The organism is Bifidobacterium sp. UTCIF-38, assembly GCF_006454495.1.
Lineage (GTDB): Bacteria > Actinomycetota > Actinomycetes > Actinomycetales > Bifidobacteriaceae > Bifidobacterium > Bifidobacterium callitrichos.
In genome coordinates this window covers 27,141-43,365 of record NZ_JFAL01000002.1, presented here as the reverse complement: position 1 = coordinate 43,365, position 16,225 = coordinate 27,141, and the positions used below count along the sequence as shown (strand labels likewise).

The 16,225-nt window shown below is 65.3% G+C and carries 10 protein-coding genes; 5 read left to right on the top strand and 5 right to left on the bottom strand.

Features of this window, described 5'->3' with window-relative positions:
* Nucleotides 1-17: 17 nt before the first annotated feature.
* From BW11_RS00700 to BW11_RS00690, 3 genes are all read left to right on the top strand, one after another.
* The gene (locus BW11_RS00700) at nt 18-2,588 is read left to right on the top strand and encodes a glycoside hydrolase family 31 protein (RefSeq protein WP_140444307.1); all 2,571 of its coding nucleotides are present in this window, start codon (nt 18-20) and stop codon (nt 2,586-2,588) included.
* A gap of 121 nt (nt 2,589-2,709) precedes the next feature.
* Nucleotides 2,710-5,520, top strand: coding sequence for a discoidin domain-containing protein (locus tag BW11_RS00695; protein ID WP_140444306.1), 2,811 nt, complete (start codon nt 2,710-2,712; stop codon nt 5,518-5,520).
* Between the two features lie 124 nt (nt 5,521-5,644).
* Nucleotides 5,645-6,760: a LacI family DNA-binding transcriptional regulator gene (locus BW11_RS00690; RefSeq protein WP_140444305.1), complete on the top strand. Its 1,116-nt coding sequence runs from the start codon at nt 5,645-5,647 to the stop codon at nt 6,758-6,760.
* A gap of 148 nt (nt 6,761-6,908) precedes the next feature.
* Here BW11_RS00690 and BW11_RS00685 read toward each other — a convergent pair whose 3' ends face one another.
* From BW11_RS00685 to BW11_RS00670, 4 genes are all read right to left on the bottom strand, one after another.
* Nucleotides 6,909-8,144, bottom strand: coding sequence for an AGE family epimerase/isomerase (locus tag BW11_RS00685; protein ID WP_043167031.1), 1,236 nt, complete (start codon nt 8,142-8,144; stop codon nt 6,909-6,911).
* 44 nt (nt 8,145-8,188) lie between these two features.
* Nucleotides 8,189-9,511 carry a glycoside hydrolase family 125 protein gene (locus BW11_RS00680; protein WP_043167029.1) on the bottom strand — a complete coding sequence of 441 codons (1,323 nt, stop codon included), beginning with the start codon at nt 9,509-9,511 and terminating at the stop codon, nt 8,189-8,191.
* Nucleotides 9,512-9,671: 160 nt separating this feature from the next.
* Nucleotides 9,672-10,583 (bottom strand): carbohydrate kinase, encoded by a 912-nt coding sequence (locus tag BW11_RS00675; protein WP_043167027.1) that lies wholly within the window; start codon nt 10,581-10,583, stop codon nt 9,672-9,674.
* 78 nt (nt 10,584-10,661) lie between these two features.
* The gene (locus BW11_RS00670) at nt 10,662-11,879 is read right to left on the bottom strand and encodes an ROK family transcriptional regulator (RefSeq protein WP_140444304.1); all 1,218 of its coding nucleotides are present in this window, start codon (nt 11,877-11,879) and stop codon (nt 10,662-10,664) included.
* 266 nt (nt 11,880-12,145) lie between these two features.
* On the opposite strand from BW11_RS00670, the gene BW11_RS00665 reads away from it, so the two are divergent.
* On the top strand, nt 12,146-12,892 hold the full coding sequence (locus BW11_RS00665) for a copper homeostasis protein CutC (RefSeq protein ID WP_140444303.1): 747 nt from the start codon (nt 12,146-12,148) through the stop codon (nt 12,890-12,892).
* Nucleotides 12,893-12,916: 24 nt separating this feature from the next.
* Here BW11_RS00665 and BW11_RS00660 read toward each other — a convergent pair whose 3' ends face one another.
* Entirely contained in the window at nt 12,917-14,092 is a 1,176-nt protein-coding gene (locus BW11_RS00660; RefSeq protein ID WP_375137612.1) for an ROK family protein, read from the bottom strand.
* A gap of 455 nt (nt 14,093-14,547) precedes the next feature.
* On the opposite strand from BW11_RS00660, the gene BW11_RS00655 reads away from it, so the two are divergent.
* Entirely contained in the window at nt 14,548-16,185 is a 1,638-nt protein-coding gene (locus BW11_RS00655; RefSeq protein WP_140444302.1) for an ABC transporter substrate-binding protein, read from the top strand.
* Nucleotides 16,186-16,225: the final 40 nt, after the last annotated feature.

Sequence of the window (16,225 nt, the reverse complement as noted above, 5' to 3'; positions counted from 1 at the left end):
GTGAAAAGGAGCAGCGCATGATCGACACGACGCGATTCACCGCCGAATCGGCCCACGGCAACCCCCTGATGAACCCCAAGGCCGTCGTCCGGGGCGACCATTGGCGCATCGGCATCCTTACCGACTCCCTGATCCGCCTCGAATGGTCGGACGACGGCGACTTCGTCGACGACCGCACGCAGATCGTCGTCAACCGCGACTTCGGCGGCATCCCGGACTTCACCGTCCGCCGCGACGCCGACGGATGGCTCGACATCGAAACCACTCATCTTCGCATCCGCTACGACGGCGGCCCCTTCAGCGCCGAAGGGCTGAACGTCACCGTCAAGGACTGCCCCTCGCAGCACAACACCTGGCACTACGGCGCCGCGCAATCGGCGAACCGCGGTGGTACCACGCGCACGCTCGACCAGATCGACGGCGCCGCACCGCTCGACCCCGGACTGCTCTGCGGCGACGGGTGGATGATCCTCGACGACTCGCACGACAACGTCATCCGCCCCGCATCCACGGTGCGCGGACGCATCAACCCGTTCGGCGAATGGGTGTTCCCCAAACCCCACGCCTCCACGGACCTGTACCTGTTCGGCCACTCGGGGCGCATCCACGACGCGCTGCGCGACTACCACCGGCTCACCGGGCCGGTGCCGCTGCTGCCGCGTTGGGCGTTCGGCAACTGGTGGAGCCGCTATCACCGTTACACGGCCGACGAATACCGCACGCTCGTCGAACGCTTCGAACGCGAGGGGCTGCCGTTCACCGTGGCCGTCATCGACATGGACTGGCACACGACCGACGTCGACCCGGCATACGGGTCCGGCTGGACCGGATTCACCTGGAACCGCGAGCTGTTCCCTTATCCTGACGCATTCCTCGAATGGCTGCACGCCAAGGGCATGCGGACCACGCTCAACCTGCATCCGCGCGATGGCGTACGCGCCTTCGAGGACTGCTACGAGCGCGTCGCCACGGCGGTCGGCGTCGACCCGGCGACGGGCAGCGCCATCGAGTTCGACGCCGCCGACCCCACGTTCATGGCCGCCTATTTCGACGAGATCCTGCATCCGATGGAGCGTCAGGGCGTCGACTTCTGGTGGATCGACTGGCAGCAGGGCGGCATCACCCGCCAGAAGGGCCTCGACCCGCTGTGGATGCTTAACCATCTGCACTACCTCGACTCGGCGCGCGAGGGCCGACGCCCGATCACGTTCTCCCGCTACTCGGGATACGGTTCGCACCGGTACCCGATCGGCTTCTCCGGAGACACGGTCGTCAGCTGGGAGTCATTGAAGTTCCAGCCGTACTTCACCGCCATGGCCTCGAACATCGGCTACGGATGGTGGAGTCATGACATCGGCGGACACATGTTCGGCTACCGCGACGAGGAACTCGAGGCCCGCTGGTACCAGCTCGGCACATTCAGCCCGATCAACCGCCTGCACTCCACCGACTCGCCGTTCAACGGCAAGGAGCCATGGAACTTCCACGAGCCGGTCCGCACGGCCATGGTCGACGCGCTGCGGCTGCGTCACCGGCTCATTCCGTACCTGTACACGATGAACCGGCGAGCCGCATTCGACGGACTGCCGCTGGTCGAACCCATGTACTGGAACCATTCGGGCGGCAACGTGCCCACCGAATTCCAGTTCGGCACCGAACTCATCGTCTCGCCGATCCTCGAACCCGCCGATCCGGCCGTTCGACGCGCCAAGGCGAACGTATGGTTCCCGCACGGCGAGTGGTACGACCTCTTCGACGGCCGCCGCTACACGGCCGAACCCGATCAGGGCCGCACGATGGAGGTCTGGCGCGGCATCGAGCGCATGCCGGCGTTCGCCAAGGCCGGAGGCATCATCCCGATGCAGCGGCTCGACGAGTGCGCTTCCATAGGTGCGGACGTCGGAACGGCGACGGCGACCGTGCCGGTCAACGACGTCTCCAACCCGAGCGCACTCGACGTCCTCGTGTTCCCGGGGCAGGACGGCTCGTTCACCCTCTGGGAGGACGACGGTGCGGTCGGCGAGGCCGACCGGTGGACCCGCACCGATCTCGCGCTCGACTGGACGCACGGCGCGTTCACCGTCGACGCGGCCGCGGGAGAGTGCACAGCCGTCCCCGCACGGCGCGCATGGCGGATCATCCTGCGCGGTGTCGCCGATCCTGCGACAGGTCTGAACGACGGTCCGTCGACGGCCGCGACGCCGGCCGACGCCGTCACCGTGCTCCGGAGCGGCGACCCGTTGAGTGATACCGACTACACGGTGAGCTACGAGGAACCCACGCTCAGTCTCGTCATCGACCTGCCGCCGACCTCGATCCACGAGCGGCTGCGCATCGAGATCGACGGCCTCGCCATCGCCCCGCAGCCGATCGAACGGGACGCGTTCGCCGTGCTTGACGACGCACAAATGCTCTACTTCACCAAGGAACGGGCGTGGGAACTCGTCAGATGCGAGGGCGTGAAGGCGCTCGCATCCCTCCACACGCTCGAAATGCCCCCGGGCGATTACGGGGAGCCCCAATGGTTTTCCTCGCACATGCCGCAAGGCGTGATCGAGGCGCTGTCCGAGGTGCTGCTGCGCGGATGAACGCAGGAACGGCACCGCGTCGCCCATCACCCACCAAAAACGGGCGACCGGACGGCAATGGGCGCGACGACTCGAAGCGGAGTCGACGCGCCACCACCTCAAAGGTTAAGGAAAGGAAACAATGAACAGGAAGACAACCATGCCGCGACGCATTGTGGCGACGACATTGGCTGCCGCGATGATGATGACGATGGCGGCATGCTCCGCCGGAGGCGCCAGCGCAACCGCATACACCGTGACGCCGGAGAATGAGAACGAGGAGCTGATCCTCAAGAACCAGCCGGAATCCTCCTACTGGTTCCCCGAGGATCTGCTTTCGTGGAGCGCCGACAAGGACCCGGACCTCGCCTACAACGTGAGCACCGTGCCGCTCGCCAAGCGCGTCGACCAGAAGGACCTCAAAACCGTCAACGACACGCAGAACGCCGACACCAAGGTGATGGCCATCTCCATCATGAACTCCTCGACCAGCGGCAACGCGCCCCGAGGACTCAACAACGCCAACGCGAACACCTTCTCCTACTGGCAGTACGTCGACCAGCTCGTCTACTGGGGAGGCTCGTCCGGCGAGGGCATCATCGTGCCGCCGAGCCCCGACGTGACCGACATGGCGCACACCAACGGCGTGCCCGTGCTCGGCACCGTGTTCTTCCCGCAGAACGTGTCCGGCGGCAAGGTCGAATGGCTCGACCAGACGCTCCAGCAGAACGCCGACGGATCGTTCCCCGTGGCCGACAAGCTCATCGAGGTCGCCAAGGCCTACGGCTTCGACGGCTGGTTCATCAACCAGGAGACCGAAGGCGACAACGAGACCGCGCTCGGCCCCGAATACGCCGAGAAGATGCAGGCGTTCATCGCGTACATGAAGCAGCGGGCGTCCGACCTGCGCGTCGTCTACTACGATTCGATGACCAAGGACGGCGCGATCGACTGGCAGAACGCGCTGACCGACGAGAACAGCATGTTCATGAGCAAGGACGGCAAGTCCGTCGCCGACGACATGTTCCTCAACTTCTGGTGGACCGAGGACGAACTGGCCGGCGACGACCTGCTCGCCGCCTCCGCGAAGAAGGCCGAATCCCTCGGCATCGACCCGTACTCGCTGTACGCCGGCGTCGACGTGCAGGCCGACGGCACCGACACCCCGATCAAATGGGATCTCTTCGCCGACAAGGACGGCACGACCTACACCTCCCTCGGCATCTACTGCCCGAGCTGGACCTACTGGTCCGCCGGCAACCCGACCACCTTCCGCGCCAACGAGAACCGGCTGTGGGTCAACGCCGAAGGCGATCCGAGCGTCTCCGAGACCTACGAGGGCGACGAATCCTGGCAGGGAGTCTCCAACTACGTGGTCGAACGCTCCGCCATCACCTCCCTGCCGTTCGTCACCAACTTCAACAACGGATCCGGATACAGCTTCTCGCGCGAAGGCAGGCAGATCTCCAAGATGGACTGGAACAACCGCTCCATCTCCGACATCCAGCCCACCTACCGCTGGATCGTCGCCGACAAGGGCGGCAACGCCACCAAGGCCGACTACAGCGACGCCGAAGCCTGGTACGGCGGCTCCTCGCTGAAGTTCTCCGGCACCGTCAAGCAGGGCGGCTCCACCTCGGTCAAGCTGTACTCCGCCGACGTGAAGCTCACCGACGGGGTCGACTTCTCCGTGAAGGCCAAGGCGAACGCGTCCACCAAGCTCGACGCCGTCCTGACCTTCGCCGACGGCAGCAGCCAGACCATCTCGGCCAAGTCGAAGACCAAGGTCGGCGAGGACTGGACCACGCTCGACTACGACCTCTCCAAGCTCGCCGGCAAGACCCTCACCGGCATCGGCTTCACCTACTCCGCCGGCGAGGACAAGACCGGATACCAGTTGCTGCTCGGCAACATCACCATCAAGGACGACTCCGACGCCTCCAAGGCGTCCGCCGGCAAGGTGACACAGGTCAAGGTCGACGACAAGCAGTTCGACGACGACGCCCTCTACGCCGGCGTGCGCCTGTCCTGGAAGGCCGACGGCGACGCCGCCGGCTACGAGGTGTACCGCATCAACGAGGACGGCTCCCGCTCCCTGCTGGGCGCGACCAACGTCGAGAACTTCTATGCGGCCTCGCTCACCCGAACCGGCCAGACGAACAACACCACGTTCGAGGTCGTGCCGGTCGACCGCTACGGCACCCAGGGCGAGTCGGCCAAGACCGACATGGAGTGGCCCGACAACAGCAAGCCCAAGGCCGCGGTCACCGCATCCCGCACGCTCATCGGCGTCGGTGACGAGGTGACGTTCACCTCAGCCAGTTCCAAGAACACCAAGAGCGTGTCCTGGTCGCTGCCCGGTGCCAGCAAGGAGAAGGCCGAGGGCAACAAGGTCACGGTCACCTACGACAAGGAGGGCGTCTACGACGTCACCGTCACCGCGAAGAACGACAAGGGCGAGGCCACGCAGAAGCTGGCCGGGCAGATCGTCGTCTCCTCGAAGATCGCCTCCGGCGGCAAGCTGACGCTGCTGTCGCAGGGCAAGGCGGTCACGGCCGACGGCTTCACCAACGGCAACGAGAAGCCCGAGTTCGCCGTCGACGGCGAGACGAACACCAAGTGGTGCGTCACCGGTCCCGCCCCGCACGAGATCACGGTGGATCTGGGCGACGTGAAGACCGTCAGCCAGGTCGACATCGCCCACGCGCAGGCCGGCGGCGAGGACGCGAGCATGAACACGCAGTCCTACTCGATCGCGGTCAGCAAGGACGGCAAGGAGTTCACGACCGTGGCGACGGTGAAGAAAAACACCGCCGGCACCACGTCCGACGCCTTCGCCCCGGTCGACGCCCGCTACGTCAAGCTCGTCGTCGACAAGCCGACGCAGGGCAGCGACACCGCGGCCCGTATCTACGAGATGCAGGTGCTCGGAGCCGACGGCTCGATCCTGTGATCGGATGATCGACCGATGATCGTCCGATGACCGACCGATGCCCGATGAGAGAAGCATGTGAGCGCTCTCATCGGGCTTTCGGCCGTATAATTCACACTACGAGACAACGAATGGAAGTGAAGCAATGGTGACTCGATCCGACGGTCCCCGGGACAATGCTCGAGATGGTGCGGTCCAAGACGGCGCGGTCCGCGCATCCGCGCGAGGCAAGCGCGTCGGACTCAAGGACATCGCCGACGAACTGGGCATCTCGCAGACGGCGGTGTCCTTCGCCATCAACGACAGGCCCGGAGTCTCCGAGGAGACCAAGCGCAAGGTCAAGATGGCCGCGGCGAAACTCGGCTGGACTCCCGTCTACGCCGCACAGGCGCTGGGATCGTCGAAGACCATGACCGTCGGGTTCGCCCCCTCACGCTCCGCCGATGAACTGCAGGACGAAAGCTTCATGCTGCACTTCATGACCGGCCTGCACGCCTCGTTCAGCCGCAAGGGCTACGGTCTGCTCTACCGTCCCTGCGCGTCGCTGCGCGAGGAGCTCGCGGTCTACAGGGACTGGTCGGCGCGCAAACGGGTCGACGGCGTCGTACTCGTCGATCTGCGTGCGGACGACCCGCGACCCGCACTGCTCAACAGTCTCGGCGTTCCGGCCGTGCTTGCCGGCGGACCGGATCCATCCTCGCTGATGCCGTCCCTGTCGATCGACGATGGCGGCACGATGGAGACGGTACTCAGACACCTGCTGGAGCGGGGGCATCGTCGCATCGCCTATATCTCGGGAGACCCGACCCTCGACTACAGCAAGGACCGCGAGGCCGCGTTCCGCGCGTTCGCCAAGCGCAGGCGACTCGAATCCATCCACGTGGAGTTCACCGATTTCAAGACGGAGCGGGCGTCCGAGCTGACGCTCAGGCTCATGGCCCTGCCGGTGCCTCCCACCGCCTTCATCTACGAGAGCGAGACGCTGGCGGCGGCGAGCCTGCGATCCATCGCCGCCCATCTGATCGCGCAGGGGAGAGGCCTTGAAGGGGTCCCCGCGATCGTGAGCTTCGAGGACAGCTTCATCTGCGAGGCGGCGTATCCGTCGATCACCTCGGTGCATCGCGACGCCAGCGAATACGGCGCGAAGGTGGCCAAGCTGCTGCTCAAGGTGCTGGCCGGAGACCCGGTCAGCGGCAACCGCCGGATCCTCAAGCCCGAGCTGGTCATCCGCGAAAGCACCTCGCGCTCCATCGACGTGTGAGGTGCGACGTGTGAGCATCAACGCGGGCATAGGTGAGGCCCCGCAATCCCAAACGGATTGCGGGGCCTCACCTATGCCCCCTGGCCCCCTTTAAGACGAGGGGGCTTGTCGGCTTTGCTGACGGGGAGCCTGGAGCTTGGAAGGGCGGTCAGTCCGCGTTCTTCACGGCGGTGGCGATGGACACCGACGGCTCGAGGAACGGGATCAGCGTCGACTGGAACGCGTGGTACAGGTCGGACTTGCCCGGCCAGACCGTGTCGAGCACGTGGTTGTCCTTGTCGAGCTGGTGGAACCAGGAGCCGCCCTCGTGATCGATGACGTGCTCGTCGACGTACTGGGCGAACGTGGCGTACCAGTCGAGGTACTCGTCCCTGCCGGTGGCGGCGTGGAGCGTGGCGGAGGTGTTCATCGCCTCGGCGAGCGTCCAGTGCATGCGGTCGGTGACCACCGGCGTGCCGTTCCAGTCGGTCGTGTAGGCGAGGCCCACCGTGCCGTCGGCGTTCCATGCGTCGGCCACGGCGCGGGCGAACAGCTGCTCGGCGGCCTCGATGTACGGGGCTGCGCCCTCGAGGTTCGCGAAGGAGCTCAGCGCCCACTGGGTGATCAGACGAGACCATTCGATGCCGTGGCCCGGGGTGGCGCCGTACGGCTTGAACTGGTCGTCCTTCTTGTCCGCGTTGCATTCGAGATCGAGGGACCAATCGGCGTTGAAGTGCTCCGGGATGCGCCATTCGTTGTCTTTGGCCCAGCCGATCACATGGTCGATGATGCGGCCGGCGCGCACGCGGTAGGAGTTGTCGCCGGTGGCATCGGCCACGGCGAGGAAGGCCTCGGTGGTGTGCATGTTGGCGTTGAGACCACGGTACGGGTCGAGCTCGGTGAACTCGGTGTTCCACGTATCCACCGCCAGTCCGATCTCCTCGTCCCAGAAGTGCTCGTCATAGGTCCTCAGGGCCTCGTCGAGCAGTTCCCCGGCACCCGGTCGTCCGGCGAGCAGCGCCGAGGACGCGGCGAGGATCACGAAGGCGTGGGCGTAGCACACCTTGCCCGGAGCGTGGGTGCCGTCGGCGAAGACCTGCGGGTACCATCCGCCGTGCTCGTCGTCGTGCAGGATGCCGGTCAGGCCCTTGAGGGCCTTGTCCGCAAGCTCGTCGGCGCCCGGGTAGCCGAGCATCTCGCCGATCGAGTAGACGTGCGCCATGCGCGAGGTGATCCAGGTCTCCACACCGTGGGAGGGGTCGAGCGTGCCGTCGTCGTTGAGCCAGCCGGAGCCTCCGTTCGGCGCCGGGAAGCCCTTGCCGAAGTCGAGCAGTTCGTAGGTCTCGGATGCCATGAAGATGCGGTTGGCCTCGGTGCCGAGCGCATAACGCGGATTGGTGGACATGGGTTGTTTCCTTTCGTTGGAAATGGTTGTTGTTGGTGGGTAAGTCAGCGCCTGACGCGGATGTCGAAGTAGTCCATGACGAGTTCGCAGAACATCATGTTGGACCAGCTGAACCATTCACGCGTGTAGTGCGTGGGATCGTCGACGTCGATGCCCTCGTGCATGAGGTGCGTGCCCGCGTCGGTGGCGACGAGCGCGTCGAGGATGCGGGCCTTGGTCTGCCGGTCGTCGCTGGTCATCGCCTCGATGGACAGGGCGATCGGCCAGACGTAGCGCGGCGGCGTGTGCGGGGAGCCGATGCCCTTGAGGCACCTGCCCTCGTAGTAGTACGGATTCTCGTCGCTCAGCAGCGTGCGGCGCGTGGCGAGATAGACGGGGTCGTCCGCCGCGCAGTATCCGAGGTAGGGAGCGGCCATGAGGCTCGGCACGTTGCTGTCGTCCATGATGAGGTGGTGGCCGAGGCCGTCGGTCTCGAAGGCGTAGATGGTCTCGCCGTCGCGGTTCGTGGTCTTCGCATGGGTCTCGATGCCGGCGATGATCCCCTCGCGCAGACGTGCGGCGCGTGAGGCGATCGACGCCTCGTCGAGCAGGTCGGGGGAGAAGATCCGTTCGACGTAGCCCATGACGACCGAGGCGAACATGTTCGACGGCACCAGATAGTGATACGTGCAGGCGTCGTCGCTGGGGCGGAAGCCCGACCAGGTCATGCCGGTGTATGCGACGGGTGTGCCCCGGCCGTCGTTGTCGAGCGTCTCGGTCGCAAGATCGGTGTCGCGCATGAAGAAGTACGGCGAGTCCTCGTGATGCTGTTCGGTCTCGAACACGTCGAGGATGCGCTTGACGCCTGCGACGAACACGTCGTCGAAGTGGTCCCTGCGTCCGGTGTTCGCGTAGAGCATCCACGCGAGCTGGATCGGATAGCACAGCGAGTCCACCTCATACTTGCGTTCCCATAGCCACGGGCTGGAGAAGTCGGATCGGTCGTCCTTGTCCCAGCTGGCGCCGCTGGGGGTCTCGTTGAACGCGTTCGCGTACGGGTCGATGCCGATGAACCGGAACTGCTGGCGCACGAGGCCGGCGATGAGATCGGACAGTTCCTCGTCCTGCGGGGCGATGGCCAGATAGGGGCGCATCTGCGCGGTGGAGTCGCGCAGCCACATCGCCGGGATGTCTCCCGTGACCAGGAACGTCGTACCGTCGTCATGACGTCGCACGGTGGTCGCAAGGGTGTTCGCGAAGCAGGCGTTGAAGTTCTCGGCCCAGTCGGCGTGCTCCGCGCCGCACAGATCGGTGATGCGGTGCATGAAATCGGCTACGGATCGCGGAATCGCGGCGTCGTGTGCGACCTTCGGTGTCGGTGATGTCATTGGTGTCAACTTCTTCGTTGGTGGGGTGGACAATGGCTTTCATCCGGTATTCTAAACCGGTTTAGTTGGCGACACGCGAAAGGCCGGCGGTCATCCTTGGCGGACGGCCGCCGGCCCTGCGCGTTCGGATCAGACGATCATCCGACGATGATCGAGAGGATCACTTGCCGGCCTCGGCCAGGTAGTCCGGCATCTGGGCCGGGTACTGCGGCCAGGCGCCGTTCTGGGTGCACACGAAGGCGGCGGTGTTGACGGCCTTGCGGTGGGCTTCGGCCAGGGAGTCGCCCAGCAGGGTGCGGGCGGTGAACGTGCCGGAGAAGGAGTCGCCGGCGCCGACGGTGTCGACGACCTCGACGCGCGGGGTGTCCACGGTGGAGATCTCGCCGTTCTTGGAGATGATGGTGGAGTAGGCGGAGCCGGCGGTCAGGATCACGTAGTCGAGATCGTACTGCTCGAGGAACCAGCGGGAGGCGTCGTCGCCGGAGGTGCCGCGGATGTCGAACATGTCACGCAGGAGCAGCAGCTCCTCGTCGTTGATCTTGAAGACGGTGGCCTGGCCCAGCAGCTCCTCGATGAGCTCCTTGGAGTAGTGGTCGCCGCGCAGGTTGATGTCGAAGAACTTCATCGCGCCCGGCTTGGTGTGCTTGAGCAGCTCGGTGATGGTGGCGTGGGACTCGGGGGAGCGCAGCGCCAGGGTGCCGTAGCAGACGGCGTCGGCCTGCTTGACGACGTCGATGAGCTGGCGGGTGTACAGGATGTGGTCCCAGGCCACGCCCTTGACGATGGTGTACTCCGGGATGCCGTTCCTGAGCTCGACCTCGACGGTGGAGGTCGGCCAGGCGTTGCGCTGGATCACGGCGTGGATGCCGGCCTTGGCGGTCTCGGCCAGCAGCTCGTCGCCGAGCTCGTCCTCGCCGACGGCGGAGATGGAGTAGCCGTCCGCGCCGTTCATCATCGCGTGGTAGGCGAAGTTGACGGGGGCGCCGCCGGCGCGCTTGCCGGTGGGGAGCATATCCCACAACAGCTCGCCGAGGGACAGGACGATCGGCTTGGACTTGGTGGTTTCGGACATGGTGGTTTCCTTTCCTTGTTTGTTGTGTTGGGTTTTTCCGTTTGGGAAATCTTGTGGTGCGTTCCTTGGCGTCCGGGTCTAGCCCAGATCGAAGAAGGTCGATGGCCGTTCGAGGAACTGGGTGACGGCCACGGCCGCCGCGCCGCACACGGCGGCGTCCGTCGGCATGGTCGACAGGGTGATTCTGGTGGAGTCGTAGAGCTCGGGGATGGAACGGCCGTGCACCGTGGCGAGCACTTCGTCGAGGAACAGATCGCCGCCTTCGGCGACGATGTCCCCGATGATGATGTGGGCCGGGTTGAAGGCGTTGAAGATGATCATGCAGCCGTAGCCGACGTATCGGGCGGTGCGCAGGACGAGCTCGCGCGCCTTGGCGTCGCCTTTGCGCGTCAAGGCGAACAGCGCCCGCGTCGCCTCCGCGTTGGACATGGACTGCGCGCCGGGCACGATCTCGCCGTTGGCGACGATCTCCTGGCGGATCGCGGGGGTGGAGCAATAGCGTTCGAGGCATCCGACGTTGCCGCAGTCGCAGGGCTTGCCGTGCACGTCGACGGAGACGTGGCCGATCTCGGTGGCGGCGCCGAGCGAGCCGTTGACGATGTGGCCGTTGTCGATGACCCCGAGGCCCACGCCCTCGCCGACCAGATAGTAGGCGAGATCGTTCTCGCCGTGCGATTCGGGGTCGAACAGGTAATGGGCGAGCACGCCGGCCCGGGCGTCCTGCTCGATGAACACGGGGACCCGGAACGCATGCGTGAACTCGTCGATGAAGTTCACGTCGCGCCAGCCGGTCATCGACGAGACGACGGCGGTGTAGCCCTTGTCGCGCATGTAGGGGCCGGGGATCGCCATGCCGATGGCGACGATCAGATCGTCCTCGTCCAGCAGCTCCTCGATGCGCCGGTGCAGCAGGGTCACCGTTTCGCCGATGGTCTCGTTGGTGATGGGCGGCATGTCCTCGGTGCCTAGGGTGTTGCCGGCCAGGTCGAAGACGCCGATGCGCACGAGGGAGCGGGCGAACTTGACGCCGATCACGTGGAAGTGCGCGGTGTCAAGCTTCAAACCGATGGAGCGGCGGTTCTTCGCGCCCTCCATGTCGCCGGTCTCCTGGATGGCGCCGACGTCGATGAGCTGCGCGGTGATCTTGGTGATGGCGGCGGGGGTGAGGTCGAGCGCCTTGGCGATCTGTGCGCGGGAGCTGACGCCGTTGTGATAGAGATGCTGGAGGATGCGGGAGCGGTTGGATTCGGCGATGGATGCCCGGGATGTGCCGGTGGCGTTGCTGCCGTTGCTCATGCCTGACACCTCCTTGCGTCATCCGTGCCGTCCGCACCGTTGTGTGGTCCACCGTTGGGTGGTCTGCGATCGTCCTTGAATCTGAACTTGATTAAGATATTAACGCAGTTAATATATGAACGCAATTAAGGAACGTCCGGCGTGTCGTCGACGGGGCGTCTCCGTTTACGGCGGCTAGGATGGACGCCAAGCCGCGGAAGACTGCGGGCGAAGAGGCCCTTGCGGAGTTTTCGTGGAAACGATCACAGGTCACGAAGGAGCTGCGTATGACGATGATCGAAATAGCCGTGCAGGATGTCGCCGGCGCGAGGATCGCGAAGGAGGAGGGTGCCGACCGCATCGAACTATGCGTGGCGCTGGGTGCCACCGGAGGACTCACGCCAAGCGCGGGCCTCATCGCCGCGTGCACCGCGATCGGCGTGGGCGGCGACGACGGGGGAGTGCAGGCCCTGATCCGCCCGCGCGCCGGATCGTTCGTGTTCGACGACGACGAGAAGGCCGTGCAGCTCGCCGACGTGCGCATGGCCGTGCATGCCGGCGCCAGCGGGGTCGTGGTCGGAGGTCTGACGCGTGACGGCGTGATCGACGAGCCGTTCGCGGCGGCGTTGGCCGATGCCGCACGCCGTGCCGGGTGGGAGGCGGGACGGGACGTCCAGCTCGTCTTCCACCGTGCCTTCGACATGGTTCCCGATCGCGACGCCGCACTGGAGACGCTCATCGCCCTGGGGTACACGCGCGTGCTCACCTCGGGCGGTGCGCCACGCGTGCCCGAGGGCATCGATGCGCTGCACGATCTGGCGGTCCGGGCCTCCGGACGCATCCAGATCGAGGCCGGAGGAGGTCTCACCCTCGAGTCTATAGCCGCGACCCGAGCCGCCGGCGTGGATGCGCTGCATATGTCCGCCAAACGGCTCGTACCCTCCGAGGGCGGTCCGGGAGGCGGTGGCGGCGCGCCGATCGAGGTCACCGACCGGGAGACGGTGCGTGCGGCGGTGGAGGCGGCGCACCGCTGATCGGTGCTGATCGGCGGTGCGGCGCTACTCCTCCTCGAGATGGTGCAGCACGACGACCACCGCCGCGCCTCGCAGGGTGGCCTCCGCCCCGCACTGGCAGCGGCGGATGACCGCCCGATCATGGAACTTCGACAGCGTCATCGCGTCGAGACGCCGTTGCGCCGCCTCGAGGAAGGTGTCGTTGACCACGTCCGCGGGCCCGTACACGCACACGTCGCTGATGTCGAGCAGGCCGACCGGCATGGCCATCGCCGAGGCGAAGTACTCGCCGGCCTCGCGGATGATGGCGGTGCGTTTCGTCTCGTCGGCGCTGATCATGCGCTCTCGCAGCACGCCGGCCGAGATTACTCGCTCCATGCACCCGCGCTTGCCGCAGGGGCAGAGCGGTCCGTGCTCGGGGTCGGGGGAGATGTGGCCGATCTCGCCGCCGGCGTGCTGTTCGCCGATGACCGGCACGTCGTTGATGAGCGTCGCCGAGCCGATGCCGTGGCCGATCTTGACGAACACGAGATTCGGGCTGGCCTGTCCGAAGAAGCGTTCGGTGAGCATCGTGCACATCACGTTGTTCGCGATCGTGACGGGAACGGTGAACCGGGTCTCCAGCACGGTCTTGAGGTCCACGTCGCGCCACCCGAGCGCCGTGGACTCGCTCACCACGCCGCCTCGGACCACGCCCGGCACGGCGACCCCGATGCCGACGAGCGAGCCCATGTCGAGATCCGCGGTGAGCTGGTCGACGAGCTGGACGATGGTGTCCGCATCGACGCGGACGTCCGGCCCCAGCGCGCTCTCCATATGCTGCAGGGGGTTTCCGAGCAGATCGGTCAGGGCGCCCTGCACGAGATGCGGCTGGGCCAGATCGATGCTGATGATGCGCAGGCGCGTCGTGTCCACGCTCAGCAGCATGGCCCTCTTGCCCTTGCCGGTGACGGGGGAGACATGGCCGTTCTCGCGGATCAGCCCCTCGTCGAGCATGCCCGCCACGACGTCCGAGACGGCCACGCGTGACAGTCCGGTCATCCGTCCCAGCTGGGCGCGCGAATAGCGGCTCGCTGGGAACAGCAGATTGAAGATGAGCGAGCGGTTGAGCCGCCGCACGTCGGAGGGGCTGGCCTTGGTCGTCCGGCCGGGGGACCTCAGCGGGAGCGAACCTGTGTACGCCTGATCGGCCATGATGCCGCCTTCCTTGAATACCGTCATATCACTGTCGTAATCGTCCGTCATGTCTCGTACCGCCCACGGGCGTCAGGGAATGATAGTATGCGCCGCGACACTGCCCGCACCTACTATTTAAGCAATGTGTCTTTTCATTATAGTCTCGCTGCCGGCTCCCGCAACCTCCCGGGAGCGGCTTGGCGTCGGGGATCGGCGGATTTGTAAGTGTTCTTAACTTCCCTGTTTTCAGTGAACATGCGGTCTGTGATCTCAATGGAGGGGTCCACGATTCGGACATCGCCTCATTGTCGGATTCGATATGTGGACGAAATAATGAAACGTTGGAATTCCAAGGAAAACGACATATCGCAATGCATGCGCGTCACATAAGGAAACGTCCGGTTAACACAAAGAGTTCCTATAGTCGGCTCTAATCCACACCGGCGCATACGCGATGTGGCCTAGGAACACACCCTAGGAACCTTAGAGAGAGGATTCCCATGAAATCCAGGAAAGTCATGGCGCTGATCGCATCCGTCGCGGCCATCGCCTCGCTCGCCGCATGCGGCGGCGTGAAGGATGGCGGCGCGGGCGCCACCGCGAACGCGGGTTCGGCCATCACCATCGGCACCACCGACAAGATCACCAGCGTCGACCCGGCCGGCTCCTACGACAACGGCTCCTACGCCGTGCAGATCCAGATCTTCCCGTTCCTGTACGCGCAGAACTACAACACCTCAGAACTGAGCCCGGACATCGCCGCCGATGACGGCACGTGGAACTCCGACGGCACCGAGTTCACCGTCAAGCTCAAGGACGGCCTCAAGTTCGCCAACGGCAACGATCTGACCGCCTCCGACGTCAAGTTCTCCTTCGACCGCATCAAGAAGATCGACGACCCGAACGGCCCGAGCTCGCTGCTCGCCAACATCGACTCCGTCACCGCCAAGGACGACACCACCGTCGTGTTCAAGGACACCGTGCCCTACGACGTGACCCTCAAGCAGGTGCTCTCCAGCCCGGCCGGCCCGATCGTCGACGAGGACTCCTTCGACGCCGACAAGCTCACCCCCGCCGACACCATCGTCTCCAAGAAGGCGTTCGCCGGCCCGTACACGCTCACCTCGTTCAAGAACAACGAGTCCGCCGCCTACGCCAAGAACGACTCCTACCAGGGCCTGACCCCGGCCAAGAACTCCGCCGTGCAGGTCAAGTACTTCGCCGACGCCTCCAACCTGAAGCTCGCCGTCCAGCAGGGTCAGGTCGACGTCGCCTACCGCTCCCTGAGCCCGACCGACATCGAGGATCTCTCCAAGGACTCCAAGGTCAAGGTCGTCAAGGGACCGGGCGGTGAGGAGCGCTTCCTCGCCTTCAACTTCAAGATCCAGCCGTACGGCGAGAAGTCCAGCGAGCCGGACGCCAACAAGGCCAAGGCCGTTCGTCAGGCCGTCGCGAACCTCATCGACCGCGACGAGCTGTCCACCAAGGTCTACAAGGACACCTACACCCCGTTGTACTCCTTCATCCCCGACGGCCTCGCCGGTCACGACGACACCCTGAAGGCCGCCTACGGCGACGGCAACGGCAAGCCGAGCGCCGAGAAGGCCAAGCAGGTCCTCGAGGCCGCCGGGGTCAAGACCCCGGTCGACCTGAAGCTGCAATACAACAACGACCACTATGGCTCCTCCTCCGCCGACGAGTACGCTGCCATCAAGAACCAGCTCGAGGCCGACGGCCTGTTCAAGGTCGACCTGCAGTCCACCGAATGGACCCAGTACAACAAGGAGCGCAACGTCACCGACAGCTCCGATGGCGCCTACCCGGTCTACCAGCTCGGCTGGTTCCCGGACTACTCCGACCCGGACAACTACCTGTCTCCGTTCTTCCGTGACGGCAACTTCGTCAACAACGGCTACTCCAACAAGGAGGTCAACGACCTCATCGTCAAGCAGGCCGGCGAGAAGGATGCCTCCGCTCGTGAGGAGATCTTGAAGCAGATCCAGAAGCTCGAGACCGAGGACCTGTCCACCATCCCGCTGCTGCAGGGCGCGCAGGTGGCCGTGACCGGTGCGGACGTCAAGGGCGTCACCCTCGACGCGTCGTTCCGCTTCCGCTACGCCTCCGTCACCAAGGGCTGACCGATAGGCTGACGTAGGTCCGCCCATCCACCCCATCCGC